The sequence below is a fragment of the Collimonas sp. NPDC087041 genome (assembly GCF_044745265.1).
GTDB lineage: Bacteria > Pseudomonadota > Gammaproteobacteria > Burkholderiales > Burkholderiaceae_D > Collimonas.
Map to the genome: position 1 here is coordinate 17,648 of NZ_JBIUZX010000016.1, position 18,436 is coordinate 36,083.

Annotated in this window: 13 protein-coding genes and 1 pseudogene; 8 read left to right on the top strand and 6 right to left on the bottom strand. The window is 59.4% G+C overall.

The window, feature by feature from the left end; translation table 11 throughout:
* Positions 1–72: 72 nt before the first annotated feature.
* The 5 genes and pseudogenes from ACIPF8_RS22360 (at position 73) to ACIPF8_RS22380 (ending at position 4,562) form a co-directional block, all read left to right on the top strand.
* Positions 73–459 carry a RidA family protein gene (locus tag ACIPF8_RS22360; protein WP_400425579.1) on the top strand — a complete coding sequence of 129 codons (387 nt, stop codon included), beginning with the start codon at positions 73–75 and terminating at the stop codon, positions 457–459.
* 36 nt (positions 460–495) lie between these two features.
* Positions 496–885, top strand: a pseudogene (locus tag ACIPF8_RS22365) (aminoacyl-tRNA deacylase); the annotation flags it as partial.
* Positions 886–994: 109 nt separating this feature from the next.
* Positions 995–2,254: a 3-methyl-2-oxobutanoate dehydrogenase (2-methylpropanoyl-transferring) subunit alpha gene (locus ACIPF8_RS22370; RefSeq protein WP_400425581.1), complete on the top strand. Its 1,260-nt coding sequence runs from the start codon at positions 995–997 to the stop codon at positions 2,252–2,254.
* Positions 2,255–2,256: 2 nt separating this feature from the next.
* A complete protein-coding gene (locus ACIPF8_RS22375) occupies positions 2,257–3,303 on the top strand; it encodes an alpha-ketoacid dehydrogenase subunit beta (RefSeq protein WP_400425584.1) in 1,047 nt (348 codons plus the stop codon).
* Complete coding sequence (locus ACIPF8_RS22380) at positions 3,300–4,562, top strand: dihydrolipoamide acetyltransferase family protein (protein ID WP_400425587.1); 1,263 nt, start codon at positions 3,300–3,302, stop codon at positions 4,560–4,562. Before ACIPF8_RS22375 ends, ACIPF8_RS22380 begins: the two co-directional genes overlap by 4 nt.
* Before the next feature lie 9 nt (positions 4,563–4,571).
* Here the strand turns inward: ACIPF8_RS22380 and ACIPF8_RS22385 are convergent, their stop codons facing one another.
* On the bottom strand, positions 4,572–5,993 hold the full coding sequence (locus ACIPF8_RS22385; RefSeq protein ID WP_400425590.1) for a cytochrome-c peroxidase: 1,422 nt from the start codon (positions 5,991–5,993) through the stop codon (positions 4,572–4,574).
* A gap of 118 nt (positions 5,994–6,111) precedes the next feature.
* Complete coding sequence (locus ACIPF8_RS22390) at positions 6,112–7,767, bottom strand: phospholipase C (protein ID WP_400425593.1); 1,656 nt, start codon at positions 7,765–7,767, stop codon at positions 6,112–6,114.
* 595 nt (positions 7,768–8,362) lie between these two features.
* On the opposite strand from ACIPF8_RS22390, the gene ACIPF8_RS22395 reads away from it, so the two are divergent.
* Positions 8,363–8,830 (top strand): (2Fe-2S)-binding protein, encoded by a 468-nt coding sequence (locus ACIPF8_RS22395; protein WP_400425596.1) that lies wholly within the window; start codon positions 8,363–8,365, stop codon positions 8,828–8,830.
* A 10-nt stretch (positions 8,831–8,840) separates the two neighbouring features.
* Positions 8,841–10,970, top strand: coding sequence for a molybdopterin cofactor-binding domain-containing protein (locus tag ACIPF8_RS22400; RefSeq protein WP_400425599.1), 2,130 nt, complete (start codon positions 8,841–8,843; stop codon positions 10,968–10,970).
* Between the two features lie 104 nt (positions 10,971–11,074).
* On the opposite strand, the gene ACIPF8_RS22405 is transcribed toward ACIPF8_RS22400, so the two are convergent.
* Positions 11,075–11,578, bottom strand: a complete 504-nt coding sequence (locus ACIPF8_RS22405; RefSeq protein WP_400425602.1) for a PTS sugar transporter subunit IIA — start codon at positions 11,576–11,578, stop codon at positions 11,075–11,077.
* A 227-nt stretch (positions 11,579–11,805) separates the two neighbouring features.
* On the opposite strand from ACIPF8_RS22405, the gene mgtA reads away from it, so the two are divergent.
* Entirely contained in the window at positions 11,806–14,568 is a 2,763-nt protein-coding gene (gene mgtA, locus ACIPF8_RS22410; protein WP_400425605.1) for a magnesium-translocating P-type ATPase, read from the top strand.
* A gap of 8 nt (positions 14,569–14,576) precedes the next feature.
* Here mgtA and ACIPF8_RS22415 read toward each other — a convergent pair whose 3' ends face one another.
* The 3 genes from ACIPF8_RS22415 to ACIPF8_RS22425 are packed head-to-tail and all read right to left on the bottom strand — an operon-like array spanning position 14,577 to position 18,430.
* Positions 14,577–15,524, bottom strand: coding sequence for an urea transporter (locus ACIPF8_RS22415; protein WP_400425608.1), 948 nt, complete (start codon positions 15,522–15,524; stop codon positions 14,577–14,579).
* A gap of 7 nt (positions 15,525–15,531) precedes the next feature.
* Positions 15,532–16,170: a hypothetical protein gene (locus tag ACIPF8_RS22420; protein WP_400425611.1), complete on the bottom strand. Its 639-nt coding sequence runs from the start codon at positions 16,168–16,170 to the stop codon at positions 15,532–15,534.
* On the bottom strand, positions 16,160–18,430 hold the full coding sequence (locus ACIPF8_RS22425; protein ID WP_400425613.1) for a hypothetical protein: 2,271 nt from the start codon (positions 18,428–18,430) through the stop codon (positions 16,160–16,162). Before ACIPF8_RS22425 ends, ACIPF8_RS22420 begins: the two co-directional genes overlap by 11 nt.
* Between the last annotated feature and the right edge of the window lie 6 nt (positions 18,431–18,436).

Here is an 18,436-nt window from a genome sequence, read left to right on the forward strand (position 1 = left end):
ATAGTGCAGGACGCCATTTGTGCTGGCACTGATTATCCTCCCGCCAAAAAAATGCAATTGAAGGAGTTCACTATGAGTATCAAGTTACACAATCCTGTGGGCATCGCACCGCCGTTTTCGTGCTACAGCCATGGTGCCTCGGCGTCGGGTGATGCGCGCTGGCTATATATTTCAGGTCAAGTGGGTGTTACAACCGATGGCATCGTTCCAGATGATCCAGAGAAGCAAATCGAACTTGCCTGGGACAACTTGTTAGCGGTGCTGGCCGACGCCGAAATGACTGTGAACGATCTGGTCAAGGTCGATGGCTTTATCACGCGGCCGGAGCTCGTGCCTTTTTACCGCAAGGAGCGCGAACGGCGATTTTCCGGCCACGCTGCCGCAACCACGATGGTCATCGTCGCAGGCTTGGCGGAACCCAATCTGCTGGTAGAGATCCAGGCGGTCGCAGCCCGTTAGGCGCAATGCACTCTCTATCTGTGCAACGCGTAGCGTACCAGCATGGACACGGCGGAAGTGGCGCATATTCCCGGCGACCGCCTGGCCAAGACCGTGGTCCTGGAAGATGCGCATGGCTACGTGGCTGCGGTATTGCCGTCTACCTATCATTTGCATCTGTCCGAATTGTGGGACAAGACCGGACGTCACCTGCTGCTGGCCAGCGAGAGCGAGTTGCGTGAGCTGTTCAAGGATTGCGATGTCGCTGCGCTCCATCCCGTATGCAGCGCCTATGGCTTGCGCACCTACCTTGACGAAAGCCTGACGCTGCAACCGGAAATCTATTTCGAGGCGGGCGATCATGAAGCGGTGATCCAGATGCAGATCGAACAATTTCTGGCATTGATGGATCAGGCCGAACGCGGTCGTTTCGCCCATCGCATGTAAGCGGACGTTGTTGCATTGTCGGCCGTCGGCACGGTGCGGAGAGCTTGAAGCACGCCAACCCGAAGTTTGCTAAACTCAACTCGACATGATCGAGCGCGAGGAAGCGGGTATGAGCCAAGGCAAACCTCTTACGTTGCACGTTCCGGAGCCGACTGGCCGCCCCGGTCACGAAACCGACTTTTCCTATTTGCATCTGGCCGCTGCCGGCGCAGTGCGGCGCCCGCCGCTGGATATCCTTCCGTCTGAGACCGCCGATCTGGCATACACCCTGGTGCGTGTGCTGGATGATGACGGCAACGCAGTCGGCCCATGGGCGCCTGGCATCGACCGTGAATTGTTGCGGCGCGGTATGCGGATCATGATGAAGACCCGAATTTTCGATGCGCGCATGGTGATCGCCCAGCGCCAGAAGAAAATGTCGTTCTACATGCAATGCCTGGGCGAAGAAGCCATCGGCAGTGCCCATGCGCTGGCGCTGCAGCAGGGCGACATGTGCTTTCCCACTTATCGCCAGCAAAGCCTGTTGATGGCGCGTGATGTGCCCTTGGTCGACCTGATCTGCCAGTTGTTTTCGAATCGGCGCGATCCATTGAAGGGGCGTCAGCTGCCGGTGCTGTATTCGGTGCGCTCGGCAGGATTCTTTACCATCTCCGGCAACCTGGCGACGCAGTTCATCCAGGCAGTAGGGTGGGCCATGGCCTCAGCGATCAAGGGCGACACCAAGATCGCTTCGGCCTGGATTGGCGACGGCTCCACTGCCGAATCCGATTTCCACACCGCGCTGACCTTCGCCCACGTGTACCGGGCGCCGGTGATTCTCAACGTGGTCAACAACCAGTGGGCCATCTCCAGCTTCCAGAGCCTGGCAGGCGGAGAAAGCACGACTTTTGCCGCGCGCGGCGTTGGTTGCGGCATCGCCTCGCTGCGGGTTGATGGCAACGATTTCCTGGCCGTGTATGCGGCATCCAGTTGGGCCGCCGAACGGGCCCGCAACAATCTGGGGCCGACCCTGATCGAATGGGTTACCTATCGCGCCGGCCCGCACTCGACCTCCGACGATCCATCCAAATACCGGCCAGCGGATGACTGGTCGCATTTTCCGCTGGGCGATCCGATTGCGCGCTTGAAGCAGCATCTGATCGGCATTGGCGCATGGTCTGAGCAGGAACATCTGGATACGGAAAAGGAACTGGAAGCGCAGGTCATCGCCGCCCAGAAAGAAGCGGAGCGCTACGGCACCTTGGCCAACGGCCAGAGCGCCGGCGCCGAAACCATGTTCGAGGACGTCTACAAGGAAATGCCGGCGCATTTACGTGAACAGTTGCGGCAATTGCAGCAACTGCAACAATCCCATCAATCGGGGGAATGACGATGTCCGCACAGCGAGAACCCGGGCCGGCCAGCACGCCGATGACGATGATCCAGGCGCTGCGTTCGGCGATGGATGTGATGCTGGAGCGGGATGACAACGTGGTGGTGTTCGGCGAAGATGTCGGCTTTTTCGGCGGCGTGTTTCGTTGCACCGAAGGTTTGCAGGCAAAGTTTGGCACATCGCGCGTGTTCGATGCGCCGATCTCCGAAGGCGGCATCGTCGGCGCTGCGGTCGGCATGGCGGCCTATGGCTTGCGGCCGGTGATCGAGATTCAGTTTGCCGATTACTTCTATCCTGCCTCGGACCAGATCGTCTCGGAAGCAGCACGCCTGCGCTACCGGTCGGCTGGTGAATTCACTGCCGCAATGACCATCCGCATGCCATGCGGCGGCGGTATCTACGGCGGCCAGACCCACAGCCAGAGTCCGGAGGCATTGTTCACCCACGTATGCGGCCTGCGCACGGTGATGCCATCCAATCCGTATGACGCCAAAGGCTTGTTGATCGCCGCTATTGAAAATGATGATCCGGTAATTTTCCTGGAGCCGAAGCGGCTCTACAACGGCCCGTTCGATGGCCATCATGACCGGCCGTTGGTGCCATGGTCGCAGCATCCGCTGGGGCTGGTGCCTGACGGATATTACACGGTGCCGCTGGAGTCGGCAGCGGTGTTTCGTCCAGGGTCGGAGTTGACCGTGATTACCTACGGCACCATGGTGTTTGTCTCGGCTGCGGCGGCGCAAGAGACTGGCATCGATGCCGAGATCATCGATCTGCGTAGCCTGTGGCCGCTCGACCTCGACACGATTGTCGCCTCGGTCAAGAAAACCGGGCGCTGCGTGGTGGTGCACGAGGCGACCCGTACCAGCGGTTTCGGCGCCGAATTGACGGCGCTGGCGCAGGAGCATTGTTTCTACCATCTGGAAGCGCCGATCGAGCGCGTCACCGGCTGGGATACACCTTACCCGCACGCCCAGGAGTGGGCCTATTTCCCCGGGCCGGCGCGGGTCGGTGCAGCTTTTAAACGTGTTCTGGAGGCACGATGAGCGTCCATGTCATCAAGATGCCGGATATCGGCGAAGGGATAGCTGAGGTTGAACTGGTGGCCTGGCGTGTCGCACTGGGCGAACGAGTGACCGAGGATCAGGTGTTGGCCGATGTGATGACCGACAAGGCGACCGTGGAAATTCCGTCGCCGGTGCATGGCACGGTGCTGGCGCTGGGTGGCGTGCCGGGGCAGGTGATGGCGGTTGGCGGTGAGCTGATACGGATTGATATGGATGACAGCGCCGCGGAAAGCAATTCAGCGCAAGCGCCGGTCATCTCGACAGAGGAAGCTGCGCCTCCGTCGCCGCCGACTTCGCCCAGCGGCCAAATCAAGGCGATGTCGGACGCAGCGGCCTTGCATGTGGTGAAGCACACCAACGTCGCTGTTACCGCTTCGCCGGCGGTCAGGCGGCGTGCACGGCAGCTTGGGATCGGCTTGCAGGATGTGCCGGCCAGCGGTATCGAAGGCCACGTTACGCATGAAGATCTGGATGCTTATGTTACGCGCAGCGGCAGTCCAACAACAGTGAGTTCCGGTGGTGGCCGCTACATCGAAAGGGAAGATGAAGAATCGCTGCCGTTGATCGGCCTGCGACGCAAGATTGCCGAGAAGATGCAGGAATCGAAGCGTCGCATTCCGCATTTCACTTACGTCGAGGAGTGTGACGTTACCGAATTCGAAACGCTGCGGGCGCAACTGAACACCAAGTGGGGCGCGACGCGCGGTCATCTGACCATGTTGCCGCTACTGGTGCGCGCGATAGTGCTGGCGTTGCGCGATTATCCCCAATGCAATGCGCGGTTCGATGATGAGAAGGGCGTGGTGACGCGTTACGGTGCAGCCCACGTTGGGATTGCCACCCAGACCGAGGCCGGCCTGATGGTGCCGGTGCTGCGCCATGCGGAGGCGCGAGATCCGTGGTCCTGTGCCGCCGAAATCGTGCGTTTGGCAGCCGCGGCGCGGGCCGGCCAAGCTGTGCGCGCCGAACTGTCCGGTTCGACCATCACAGTCACCAGCCTGGGCGCTTTGGGTGGATTGGTGTCGACACCGGTGATCAACTACCCTGAGGTGGCGATCGTTGGCGTCAACCGTATCATTGAGCGGCCGGTAATCCGTGATGGCGCGGTGGTGGCGCGCAAGATGATGAACCTGTCTTCGTCGTTCGATCACCGCATCATCGACGGTCAATATGCCGCCGGCTTCATCCAGGCGCTGCGCGGTTACCTGGAAGCGCCGGCCTTGCTGTTCGTCGAGTAGCGCTGGTGGTCAGTGTGCTGGCGCGTCTGGCGCCGGCTTGGCAGCAACCTGATAACCGTCGTTCAAGGTTTTAAGGAACTCCACCATATCCTTGATCTCGTCGGCGTTAAGCGCAGGCTGGTCACCTAGCTTGCGGTCGAACGGCGCATCGACTACATCGACGTTCTTCTTGTAGCGTGGCGGCAGGTCGTCGTATTTGTCGATGCTGCCGTCGGCGCGTTTTGGATACCATTTGCCGGGATCAGTCTCGCGCTCCACATAGAAATGCAGCAGATCTTCCAGGTTCTTGAACACGCCGTTGTGGAATAGTGCGCCGCGATTGGCGCTGTTGCGCAACGTCGGCGTCTTGAACAGGCCGCAATAAGCCGGCTGGCGGCGATCGGTGCGCATCGGTCCGCACAGGCCGAGATCGTAGTGGTTCGGATCGCGATTGGCGACCAGTTCCTTGTTACGCGGTCCCGCCAGCGCCTCAAATTGATAATCGGTAAAGGCAGGTGGAAACATGCCGTCGCGCGAGGGCTTGTCGATGTGGCAGGAAGAGCAGTTACCTTTTTTCGCGTCTTCAAACAGTTTCAGTCCGCGCGTTTCGGCCGGGCTCAAGGTAGCCTGACCGGCCAGATAGTAATCGTACTTGCTGTCATACGGATGGAAGCTTGGATCTTCGATCTGGAAGCGCGTCAGCGCGAACAAGGCTTCGCTCAACGCCAGGCCGGAGTTGTCGAAGACATTGGCGCCGAACAGCTTGCGCAAATCCTCCGCGTACGGTGCGCGCCGTAACTTTTCCAGTAGAGCAGCGGTGCTCTTGTTGTCCATCTCATTCGGATCGAGGAACGGTCCCTGGGCCTGGCTCTGCAAGGTATCGGCGCGGCCATCCCAATCCAGCCCACCCATCGGCACATTGGCTTCCGCGGCCAATAGCGCGGCGGATGGCTGCGTGCTCTTGGCGACTGTGGCGACCTTGGTGTCGGCAGTGACTACCGGCGCTGGCGCGGCCGTATCGCTATCGGGGATCGAACTGTTGGGGCCGATGGTAAAGATTGGCGTGTGTTCCAGGTAGCGCAGCGATGGCACCGCGCGCAGGCCCTGGCGATCCAGTTTGGGGCCGCCAAGCTGTACCGCCAGGTTGTTGGGCGGTCCGTAAGCGTGATCCGGGCTGTGGCACGAAGCGCAGGCAAGTTTGCCGGAGCCGGACAGCGTCGGATCGAAGAAAATCTTTTTGCCGAGTTGGGCCACGGCGCTCAATTCAACCGGATGGTCGGCGCCGGGCGCGGCATGATAGGTTGGGGCAGCTGCCGCCGATACAGGCGATGGAGCGGCAACAGTAGTGGGGGCCGAGGCAGGAGCGGGCGCTGCAGCCGGCTTGCGGTCGCAGGCGGACAATGTCATCAGCAGTGCGGGCAAGGTAAATAACAGGATCGAGGAGCGTTTCATCGAGACAATGGTGAACGGCGGCTTGTCGCCGCCGTCGTGAAAACGTATCGGCGGCCCGCGCAATATGCGCAGGCCGCCGGCTGAGATGACTGCGGATGGATTGCAGTCTATGAGTAGCTTACGACGACTGGCCGGTAGTCGGATCGAGGTTCAGCTTAGGCGTGGTGCCGCCACCAGTGAAATTGAACATACCCTGGATCGAACCGGCAACGGCATCGAATGAACCTTGGCCGATGCGCTGGCCGCTCAACCAGTTGTCTTCGACGAAACGCAGGATCGAGGATTGGTCGGTCAGGGTGTGGTCGACGAAGTTCGGCTTGGCGTAAGGAGATACCACGACCAATGGCAGGCGTGGACCGTAGCCGCAACGGCCTTGTACCGGTGTGCCGTTCAAGCCATTCAGCGGAGTGCCGCTGCCGCAAGTGGCGGCGCCATTCAGGGTGTCGGCAGTGGTGCTCGACGAGTTGATCACCTTGGTGACATGGTCGTACCAACCGTCGGAATCGTCATACGCCATGATCACGACAGTGTTCTGCCAATCCGGCTGTTGTTGCAGGAAGTTGATGACCTTGGTGATGAATGCCTGTTCGTCGAGCGGGTTCGAGTAACCGGCGTGGCCGTCCTGGACGCCAGGCGCTTTCAGGAAACTGACCGATGGGAAGTTGCCGGCGCTGACTGCTGTGAAGAAGTCATTGGTGTCGTACTGGTGGTTGGCGCCGCCGTCGTTGCTGGTGCCGATAGCAGCAACCGAGCTAGGACGCGTGTGCTTTGGATTGGCGGTCGAAGCGTAGTACTGGAATGGTTGATGATGCGGGATGTAGTCCGCAGTATAGCCGTTGAGTACCGACGAGAAGGTGGTGCGGGCGCAGCCGGTAGTGCCGTTGGGATTGGTCGCGGTCAGGTCGAAACCGCCTTCGAACCAGCCCCAGGTGACGTTCTGCGCGTTGAGCAGGTCGCCGATGTTCTTGCCGCTCATGGTGGCGGTGCTGGTGGTCGACGAGCAGGTGTCGCCGCTCGGATCGATATCGCTGATCAATGTTTTGCCACCTTGGCCGTCGGCTATCATTGCCGAGCTGCCGGTGCCGACGATCTGGGTCACGCCGTTGGTCTGGCCGGAGATCAGGTTAAGTGCGCCGGGAGTCGATGGGCCGAACACGGTGTCGAACGAATTGTCGCTCATGGCGAAATGCTGGGCGTAGTTCCACAATGCGGTCACGGTATTGCCGTCGTAGTAACCCATGACCAGACCCTTGGTGTAGAACGGGCCGGTACCGGTGCCACTGGAAGCATTGCCGGTGTTTTTCGGGAACAGGTCCATCGCACCGCCGTCGAAGGCGCTTTGCTCTGCTGTGTAGCCGTGGTTCTGGTCGGCGGTCAAGGCTTGCGAACGATCCAGGCGGAACGGATTGGCAGCGCCGGTGCCGTTGGCGGTGTTGGTGGAGTTCGGGTTGGCAGTCAGCAGGGCCGGTGTCAGGCCGGCAACAGCAGGTGTGCCGGCTGCTGCTGTAAATGCAGGCTCACCGCTTGGATTGGTAGCGTTCGGGTAGGTGCCGAAGTAATGGTCGAAAGAGTTGTTTTCACCAAAAATCACGACAACGTGTTTGATCGGTGTTGCGGTGGCCAGTGCATCCTGTGCGCTAACGGCGGCGGCTGGCGGGGTGCTTGGAGCACTCGGCGCGGTGGACGACAGGTCGCCGCTGCTGGAGCCGCTGCAAGCTGCCAAACCGGCTACAAGCAACGCCGCCGGAATGGCTTTCATCATGTTCTTCTTCATTTTTTCCTCTGTTGGACGATGAGTATTGGTACGAAACCGCGAGCGAAGATAGCGCAGATATATTTCACGTCCGTGACACGGAAAAGCGTGGTGCGGTGATTGCAACAGGTGTCGCGCATGCCATTTTGTGTGTCTCTTGCACAGACAAAAAACGCTTGCGGTCGGGCGGCCGCACAGGGCAACGCGCAGCGCCGCCAAGGTGCATAATTAATTGACTTTGGAGTAGCGCTTACGGGCTTGTTTACAGTAACAAATTGTTACACTAATGCGACCTGGATTTGCCGAAATCACAAGCCTGGCGAGGAGCGACGACTGACCAATTAATCGTATTCTTCCCATCTCGATCAATAAGCCGTGTTTATGACCTGCGCTGAGATGTGTCTATTAAAAGACTTGCAAAAGACAAAAAAAAAGATGCAGTATCAATAAAAATAAGCTATCAATATATCTGGTTCCGGCGCACATTATCGGAACGCATTCAACTGCGATTTTTGCTGCGGTGCAGCTAATGATTGTCTTCATTGGCGACGGTGTGTGTTCCGGAACGGATGAAGCAAGCAGATTCAGCCAGCCAGTCCAAACAGAGGGGATAAACATGTCAACAGTCTTTAACCTGAATGGCAAGAAGGTTTCTGTGGAAGCGGAACCCGATACGCCGCTGCTGTGGGTGATTCGCGATGAAATCGGCCTGACCGGGACCAAGTTCGGTTGCGGAGTGGCCTTGTGCGGCGCCTGTACCGTGCATCTGGACGGGCAGCCTATCCGCTCATGCCAGACGCCGGTGTCCGCTGTGGCGTCGAAGAAAGTCTCTACCATCGAATCGCTGTCCAACGACAATTCCCATCCGCTGCAAAAAGCCTGGATCGCGCATGACGTGCCGCAATGCGGTTACTGCCAATCCGGGCAGCTGATGAGCGCGGCGGCGCTGCTGGCCACCAACAAGAACCCGAGCGATACCGACATCGAAAATGCGATGAGCGGCAACATCTGCCGTTGCGGCACCTACAACCGCATCCGCGCTGCGATCAAGAGCGCCGCTGCGGAAATGCGCAACAAGGCTTGAGGAGACTCAGATGACCACCACACGACGCGATTTCCTGAAGACCTCCGCGCTGGCAGGCGGCGGACTGACGCTGGGCATCATGCTGCCCGGATTCATGGATGAAGCACTGGCAGCCGGGACTATCTACACGCCGAATGCCTGGGTGCATATTGCCGACAACAACACTATCACCTTGATCTCGGCGCGTTCCGAAATGGGGCAGGGCGTGTATACCGCGTTGCCGATGCTGATTGCCGAAGAACTTGGGGTTGATGTGCACAAAGTAAAAGTGGCGATTGCCCCGCCTAATGCGGTCTATACCAATGCGCTGCTAGGCGCGCAAATCACCGGCGGCTCGACTTCCGTGCGCGATGGCTGGGAAAAACTGCGCATCGGCGGCGCCCAGGTCAGGACCATGCTGATCAGTGCCGCCGCCAGCAAATGGCATGTCGATGCGGCCACACTGCGAGTCGAAAACGGCATGGTGCTCGGCCCCAATGGCAAGAAGGCCAGTTTTGGCGCATTGGCCGAAGCGGCCTCCAAGCTGCCTGTGCCGAAAGACGTGCAACTAAAAGATCCTAAGGATTTCAAGATCGTCGGCAAGGCCACAAAGCGTCTCGATACGCCGTCCAAAGTCAACGGCAGCGCAGTCTACGGTATCGATGTCAAGCTGCCTGGCATGGTCTACGCGTCGCTTGAGCAATGTCCGGTAATCGGCGGCAAGGTGCTCAGTTTCGATGCCACCAAAGCGCGCGCGATGCCTGGCGTGATTGATGTGGTGCAGATCGACGATGGCGTGGCGGTGGTCGCCAACAGCTATTGGCGCGCCAAGAAAGCGCGTGAGCAATTGAGCGTGCAATGGGACGAAGGGCCGGTGGCCAAGATCGACAATGCGACGATGATGGACGGCATCCGCGCTGCGGAAAAGAACGCCAAGATCATCAGCATCAAGAAAACCGGCGATGCGGACAAGGCCATGCAAGGTGCAGCCAAGGTTCTCAAGGTCGAATACCAGTCGCAATTACTGGCGCATGCGACGCTGGAGCCGCAAAATTTCACCGCGGACTTCAAGGACGGCAAGTGCCTGGTCATCGGTTCGACCCAATTCCAGCAAGGTGCTCAGGGCAATGTAGCGAAGGCGCTTGGGATCAAGCCGGAAGATGTCGATGTGCGGACTACCTTCCTTGGCGGCGGTTTCGGACGCCGGCTGGAAGTCGATTTCATTGTCCAGGCGGCGCAAATTTCAAAAGCGGTCGGCAAGCCGGTCAAGCTGGTGTGGACGCGCGAAGACGACACCACCCACGATTTCTACCGGCCGATGGCATTGCATCGGATGGCCGGCGGTCTCGATGCCGACGGCAAGCCGGTAGCGTTGACTTTCCAACTGACCTCGCAGTCGGTGACCCAGCGCGCTTTCGGGCTGCCGAAGGATACGCTCGATCCGTTCATGGCCGAAGCGTCGGTGGTCGGCTATGGCATTCCCAACATGACCCAGGACCTGGTGATTCACGACACCGGCTTGCGCGCCGGCTACTGGCGTTCGGTCAGCCATGCGCTGAACGCGTTCGCTAACGAGAGCTTCATCGACGAGATGGCCGCCGCTGCCGGCAAGGATCCATATGCATTTCGGCTGTCGCTGCTGGACCAGCAACCGCGCTTTGCCAATGTGCTGAAACAGGCGGCGCAAAATGCCGGCTGGGGCACACCGCTGCCAAGCGGCCATTTTCGCGGCATCGCGCTGATGGAAGGGTACGACACCTACATGGCGCAAGTGGCCGAGATTTCGATGCATGACGATAACGAGATCAAGGTACATCGCGTGGTCGTGGTGGCTGACCTGGGCCATATGGTCAATCCGGATACGGTCGAGGCGCAGCTGCAATCGAGCATCGCCTTCGGCATGTCGGCGGCGCTTGCCGGTCAGATCACACTGGAGAAAGGGCGTGTCCAGCAATCGAACTTCGGCGACTATCCAGTAGTGCGAATGAATGAGATGCCGAAAATCGACGTGACCCTGGTCGCCAGCACGGAAAAGCCAGGCGGCATCGGCGAGCCGGCCACCGCGTTGATCGGCCCGGCGTTGGCAAATGCGGTGTTTGCTGCAACCGGCAAGCGTGTCCGCAAGATGCCGCTGACGCCGGAAAACATCAAGATGGCCTGACTGCCGGCGGCGTCATTGTAGAGTCCCTGAGTGGGAACTGTGTACAGGAATAACAGGAGAGGCCCGCAGCGATGCGGGCTTTTTTTGGATTATTTGTAGGGATTTCAATGCGCGTACGCCGGCCGCCAACGCACAAAAAGCTCCCAGGCAGCGTACTGGTCGCTGGCAGCATGCAAATCGTCGCGAAATCTTTCGTCGCACAAGGCGTCGGCAATCTCGGCGAGGATCTGCAGATATTCCTGCGATCCCTTTGCCGGCACCAAAAGCACCAGCATGGCGGAAACCGGTTGTCCATCTGGCGCATCAAAATCGATCGGCGACCTGACGCGTACGAATCCCATCATGGGCGCACTCAGACCGGCGATTTGCGCATGAGGGAGTGCGACGCCGCAGCCAAGAGCTGTGGATTCCAACTTTTCGCGCGCCATTAGACCCTGGCAGATCTGCGCTGAATTCAACTGATGCTCGCGTTCGAACGTGGCGGCGATCAGTGAAAATACTTCCGCCTTGTTGGAGACGTGCACATCCAGCCGGATGTTTTCCGGGAACAGAAATTTGGCAAACGAACTCTTCAGGAAATCTTGCTGAACTAATTTTTCGGCACCCATTGCAACTACCTTCCTGCTTGAAAATCGACCAATAGCTGGCCCGTCTTTCAGCAAACAATATCTGTTTTCGTATAAAGATTTCGTAAATTTTCGTGAGTCGCTCTCGTCAAATCGACATTCTTTACGATTTTTTTATACGCGAATGTGTAATCTGGCATCTGATTTTTTCAACATCCATTTACCTTGGCGGCTGGCCATGCTGGTCGTCGATGCACAAGATTCGCCAGATGACTATTTCAATGCTTCAGGAAGCCTTCAGCACCTTCATCCGAACCCATGGCCTGGAGCGTCATTTCCAGCGGCTGGCCTTTTTCGATATCGGAAAACGTCCCGGAGCGGACAATGCACTGGCGTCGACCTTGGCCAAGCAACTCGTGTCGGCATCCAGTGCGCCAGCTGAGGCGCTGATAGACTCGCTCGGTACGCATGCCGGCGGCCTGACGGAAGCACAAGCTGACAAGATCCGCCAGGATGTCGGACTTAACGAGATTGGCCAGGGCAAGGCGCAGCGCTGGTGGACCCATCTGTGGCATTGCTACCGGAATCCGTTCAGCCTGCTGCTGAGCTTCCTGGCGACCGTCAGTTATTTCACCGACGATCCGATGGGCGCCGTTGTCATCGGCTCCATGGTCGCGCTCGGCACATTGATCCGATTCCTGCAGGAGACCCGCTCCAACAAGGCGGCGGAAAAACTCAAGTCGATGGTCAGCAACACCGCCACGGTACTTCGGCGCAGCATCACTGAAGCCGTACTGGGAAAGACCCGTGAATATTTCAATTTGCCGGAACAGCAGCATCAGGTCCATAAAGTCGAGATTCCAATCAGCCGATTGGTGCCCGGAGATATCATCGCGCTGTCCGCCGGCGACATGATTCCGGCCGACGTTCGGCTGCTGTCGGCCAAGCATTTGTTCGTCAGCCAGGCTGCGATGACCGGCGAATCGCTGCCGGTCGAGAAATTTGCGCAACAGATGAATCCGGCGACCTCGAATCCGCTGGACCTGGACAATCTGTGCTTCATGGGCACCAACGTCATCAGCGGCGCGGCGACCGCGGTGATCGTCAATACCGGCAAGAACACCTATTTCGGCATGCTGGCCGAACGGGTTCTGAAGACCGATCGTTCGCCCACCGCTTTCCAGCGCGGCGTCAATGAAGTCAGTTGGCTGCTGATCCGCTTCATGCTGGTGATGGTGCCGATTGTGCTGTTGATCAATGGCTTCACCAAGCATGACTGGTGGAGCGCGTCGCTGTTCGCGCTGTCGATTGCAGTCGGGCTGACGCCGGAAATGCTGTTGATGATCGTCACCGCAACGCTGGCAAAAGGCGCGATCTACCTGTCGCAGAAAAAAGTGATCGTCAAGCGGCTCGATGCGATCCAGAATTTCGGCGCCATGAACGTACTGTGCACCGACAAGACCGGCACGCTGACGCAGGACCGAATTTTCCTGGAGCGCCATACGGACATTTACGGTGCGCCATCGGACAAGGTGCTGGAGTATGCCTACCTCAACAGCTATCACCAGACTGGATTGAAGAATCTGCTGGACGTTGCCGTGCTGGAGCACGCCGAACTGCAGAGCAAATTGAACGTCGCCAGTCATTATCGGAAAATCGATGAAATTCCGTTTGATTTTCAACGGCGCCGGATGTCGGTGATCGTCGCCGAAAACGAAAATCGTCATCTTCTTATCTGCAAAGGGGCGGTCGACGAGATCCTGTCGGTGTGTAGTCACGTCCACACGCACGACGCCATTTCGCAACTGACGCCGGAATTGCTGGAGCGCATCCGCACGGTCACAACAGCACTCAATGAAGAAGGATTGCGTGTGGTAGCGGTTGCCGCCCGCGAGTGCATGCCAGACAAGGAGAGCTACGACGTTGTTGACGAGACAGGGTTGACCCTGTTCGGTTACATCGCCTTCCTGGATCCGCCGAAAGAATCGACGGCGCCGGCGATCGAAGCCTTGCAGAAGCATGGCGTCCGGGTCAAGGTGCTGACCGGCGATAATGACAAGGTTACGGCGAAGGTCTGCCGCGAAGTCGGCCTGGTATGCGACGCGATCCTGCTTGGTGCCCAGGTGGAGGCCATGTCGGACGCCGAACTAGCGGTCGCCGTCGAACACTATGACGTGTTTGCCAAACTCACACCCTTGCACAAGGAACGGATCGTCAGGGCGTTACGCAAGGGCGATCATATCGTCGGCTTTCTCGGCGACGGCATCAACGATGCACCCGCCTTGCGCGCTGCGGATATCGGCATCTCGGTCGATTCCGCCGTCGATATCGCCAAGGAGGCAGCCGATATCATCCTGTTGGAGAAAAGCCTGCTGGTGCTGGAACAAGGTGTCATGGAAGGGCGCAAGACCTTTGCCAACATGCTCAAGTACACGAAAATGTCGGCCAGCTCGAACTTCGGCAATGTGTTTTCAGTATTGCTGGCCAGCGTTTTCCTGCCGTTCTTGCCGATGCTGCCGCTGCAATTGCTGGTGCAGAACCTGCTTTACGATTTTTCCCAGGTGGCGATCCCGCTGGACAATGTCGACGCCGAATTGTTGGCCAAACCGCAACGCTGGAATTCCGGCGCAATTGGTCGCTTCATGATTTTTTTCGGGCCGATGAGTTCGGTGTTCGATATCGCGACATTCGCGCTGATGTGGTACGTGTTCCGCGCCAATACGCCAGAAACGCAGACGCTGTTCCAATCCGGCTGGTTTGTCGAAGGCTTGCTGACGCAAACGCTGATCGTGCACATGATACGTACCCGCAAAATCCCGTTCCTGCAAAGCCGGGCCTCCTGGCCGCTGCTGATCACTACCGCGACGATCATGGCTGTCGGTGTGTTCCTGCCAATGGGGCCGTTCGCCGAATATTTCAAGCTGCAGGCGTTGCCGCTCAGTTATTTCGGCTGGCTGCTGTTGATATTGTTCGGTTACATGCTGCTGACGCAGGCAATGAAAGGCTTTTACGCGCGGCGCTACGGTTGGTAGCGGCCAGATTAACCGGCCTGGCTGGCGCGCCGCTTCTGCAATGCCAACAGGAACATCCAGGCGGCCACACAGAACGGGGCGCTCAAGGCGGGTAGACCCGCTGATTGCGACAAGGGAATCATGACGCTGGTGGCGATCGCCGCGAAAGCCGCGCATAACAGTGCTATCCCGATGGCTTGCCAGCCTGGCTTCTGGCTCAGCGTTATCACGGCGAGGGCGCTGAGCACCGAGTTGAAGCCGTAGATTCCGTGCAAGATTGCCAGGTCGGGCGCACCGATGAGCAGGGCAGTCAATGCGCCTGTGAACGAAGCTATTGCCGCAACCGCCGCAGCGCGCATCGAACTCACCGACAGCCCCAGCAGGAAAATCAGGCCGGCCAGGACGTCGTCCTGATAGAAAATCTGGCTGACGCCACGCAGGGTTCCGTTCAGGAGCAGGCCGGCGATATCCTGCCGGTTCGTGAAACGGGCAGTCCAGGCCAACGCTGCATCCGACAGCAAATGACCGCTGACTCCTGAAACCGCGCCTTGTGCGTAAGCAAGGCGGCCCACATGCACGACGGCAAGCAGGACCAGCCACAGCACACAGACGAAAGGGGCGCTGAGCGCCGGCAGATGGAAGCGTCCCAACAGCCGGTGCAAGGCATGCATCAGGAGCGCCGACAAGGCGCCGGCGACGACGACAACCATCCACAGTTCCGCAGTCGGACTGAAGATGGACCCCAGCGCGACGCCGGCGAAAAAACCGTTGAAGCCGTAGACGCCGCCCAGGACAAGACTGCGCTCGGCGCCAATCGCCCAGCCGGTCGCGGTGCTGGCGAGTACGCCCAACAAGGCCGTCAGGCCAACCCACGGTGAACTGAGGAAGACTCCGAGCAGGAAAATCAGCCCGGTGTAGCCGTTCTGCTGGAACATGCTTTGACTGATCCCGAGGAACATCGCCCGCACAGCGTCCATGGCGATCTCATTCTGTGCAGATGTCGACCCAGGTTCCCGGCGCCAGCATTCGGTTGCCCCAGAACAGGATATCCTGCGGATCGGGGTGAAGCGGGCTCACTTTCACCTTGAGGACCGCGCCATAGCCGTCGGTTTGCATCGGTTGTATCCACCAGCCGTTGGTGGCGTCCCATATCTGGATCCGGACGCCGTCCAGGCTGACGGCCACGGCCTCGTGATAAATCTTGTCGTCGGCCAGCCAGTTGAGATAGCCGGGGCCGTCCCGCCATATTTTGCGCAACTGGCCGATGGCGTGGGTCGATAACCTCTGGATAAGCTGCACCGGTGCGCTCTTCACGCCGCGCGACAGGTAGACTTCGCGCGAAAATGCCGCCAGCGCTCCGCAATCGAGGCGGTACATCGCCACCGCGTCGCACCAGAACAATGGCCATGAGGTCGGACCCCATTCGTAGCGTTCGGGAATCCATCTTGGGGCTGACAGCAGTTGTCCGTCGCCGCTGACGGAATCGAGATTGTAGTCCTGGTTGATCAGCCAGTTTCGCGCGATATGGCAGCAATCTTGCCCATGATGCGAAAGGTAGGAGGCCGGGTAGGTGTGCCAGAAGTCGATCGTGACTTCGTCGGCAAGCGGTAGTTTAGAGTCCATTGCTTCTCCCTCGTCCAAAAGTGTAGGCCATGCTGCTTTCATAGGCGCCGGCATCGCAGATCGCCAGCAACTGGCCTTCCTCGATGTCGGACCGCAATTGGACGTTGGGGGCGACAATATCGTCTTCCATGCACAGCCGTCCCAGGATCCTGGCCGGACCGCGCGCCATTGGCTGCCATTCGCCGCTCTTGCGGTCTCTTTGCAGTATCCGGTGGGGGAATTGCCAGGCTAGCGGCAACTCGGCGATCGAGCCGTCGACAACGATGTCCTGCGGAACGCCCTGGAATTTCCGCACTTCGAGTACCCGCATGGCGACCGCCATCGAGTGCTGCACCATGGCGCGGCCAGGCTCCAGCACGAAGGTCCGCAGGCTCGGCAGTGCTTCGCGCGCTTGGCGGATGGCATCGCCCAGTTTCGGCATCAGGTCATTCTCGAAATCGTCGGGGAACCAGCCGCCGCCGATATCCACACATTCCACCGCGCGATCGGTGCAGGATTCGATCGCCTTGGCACAGCGTAATGAGGAATCGTAGAGTCGCCACCATTGGCCGATGCCGAAATTGCTGCTGGCGATGTGGAAATGGCAGCCAATCCGAAAATGCCGGGGGAGCGCCCGCAGGAGCCCGATCATGTCGTAGAAAATCTCGCGCGAAACCACCGGGATGCCGAAGCGCGAGATCAGTTGCGGGCCGCGCAGCCTGACGCCGATGATTTCCGCCAGCTCCTCGCCGCCCAACGCCCGCTGTACAACCTGGCGCAGTTCGTCGAGCGAATCGCAGAAAATCGCATGCACCGGCTGTGACCGGTCCTGGCTCGGCCATGCCTTTGCCGGGCCGTTCAGGATGACTTGTTCAGGAAGGAAGCCCACTTCCAGCGCCTTGCCGACTTCGAGTTCACTGATCGCTTCGGCCAGGAAGCCGGCATCGTAGGCCATCTTGATCAGGCGCTCATCGGGGTTGGTCTTGATGCTGTAGGCCGCCCTGACTTCGCAGGCCGGCGAAGACGCCGCGCGCGCAGCCTCGGCAAGCTGGGCGAAACTATGCGCTGCGGTGCTGGGGAGAAGAATGCGGGACGGTGTTTCGACGCGATCCAGGTCGGCGCCCAGGATGTCCTTGATGAAACTGGCAGGGACGGTGGCGGCCGTTGGGGTGGGAGGAATCGGCTCTGGTACGGAACGGCTACGCAAGGCTTGCAACCGGTGCGCCAGCATCGGCATTCCCGATGGGTATTTCCCCGAATGATGCTGGCTGCCGTTCATCGGTTCCTGCAGGGGCGGGATCGGGTAACCGGCGCGCACCGGCATTTCCAGTACGATCCGGGCGAATTCATTGGATTGCGGAACCGCCTCGGACATGGCAATCCCACTCGCTGCCTCAACCAGGCGGCCGGCCAGGTTCCGGCCGGCGATCGTCGCCCCGTGGATCCAGGCAGGAAACCGTGGGTTGATTTCCATCAGCCAGAGTTCGCCTGCCGGGTTGCGGATCATCTCCAGCTCGGCGCCGCCGCTCCAGTTCAGTTCCTTGACGATAGCGCGCAGCGGATTGAGGAATTCCGGAACCGGGTCGTCGATGCGCCCGCCCCAGGTTTTCCCCTCCGGCGTGATATCGCGCTTGACCATATGCACCGCGTCCAGCAGGCGCCCCTGGTAGGCGCTGAAACTCACCGACTCTTCGAGTCCGCGCACGTGCGCTTGCAGAAACAGTTTTTCGGTTCCCCAGGTAGTCTGAAATGCGGTCCGCAATGACAGGAAGGACGGCCACCAGTTGACCTGGACGGCGTCGTAATACGGCCCCTTGAGCCAGATCTTCCATCCGTGCCGGCGACAGAAAGAGTTAAGCGTCCAGTCTTCTTCGGTGGTGGAAATGAAAGGCGGAATGCCCACAGGAAGGCCGCGATGGGCCGGCACCGCCGGTTTGGCGATCTGGTCGAGCGCCTCGACGGATGGGATCAGCAGGCGAGGATGCGGCCCCAGGACTTGTGCCATCCACAATATTTCCAGGTCCAGACACGAAATCCAGTACGCATCTTCCTGCTCCAGGCGATCGCGGATGCTGGTTGCGTACGCGTCCAGGTTCAGCCTGGCCCACGGTTGCTGAATCCAGACATCGTCGAACACGGGTGCGTGGATGCCGCTGCTGCGGCTCGAATAATCTACGCCAATGAGCGTGGCGTCGGGATAGGCAAGTCGCAGGGAACTGGCCACGCCGACTCCGGAAGAGGGGTTCGGGCCGGAGTACAAGCCACTGATATAGATTTTCACGACTGG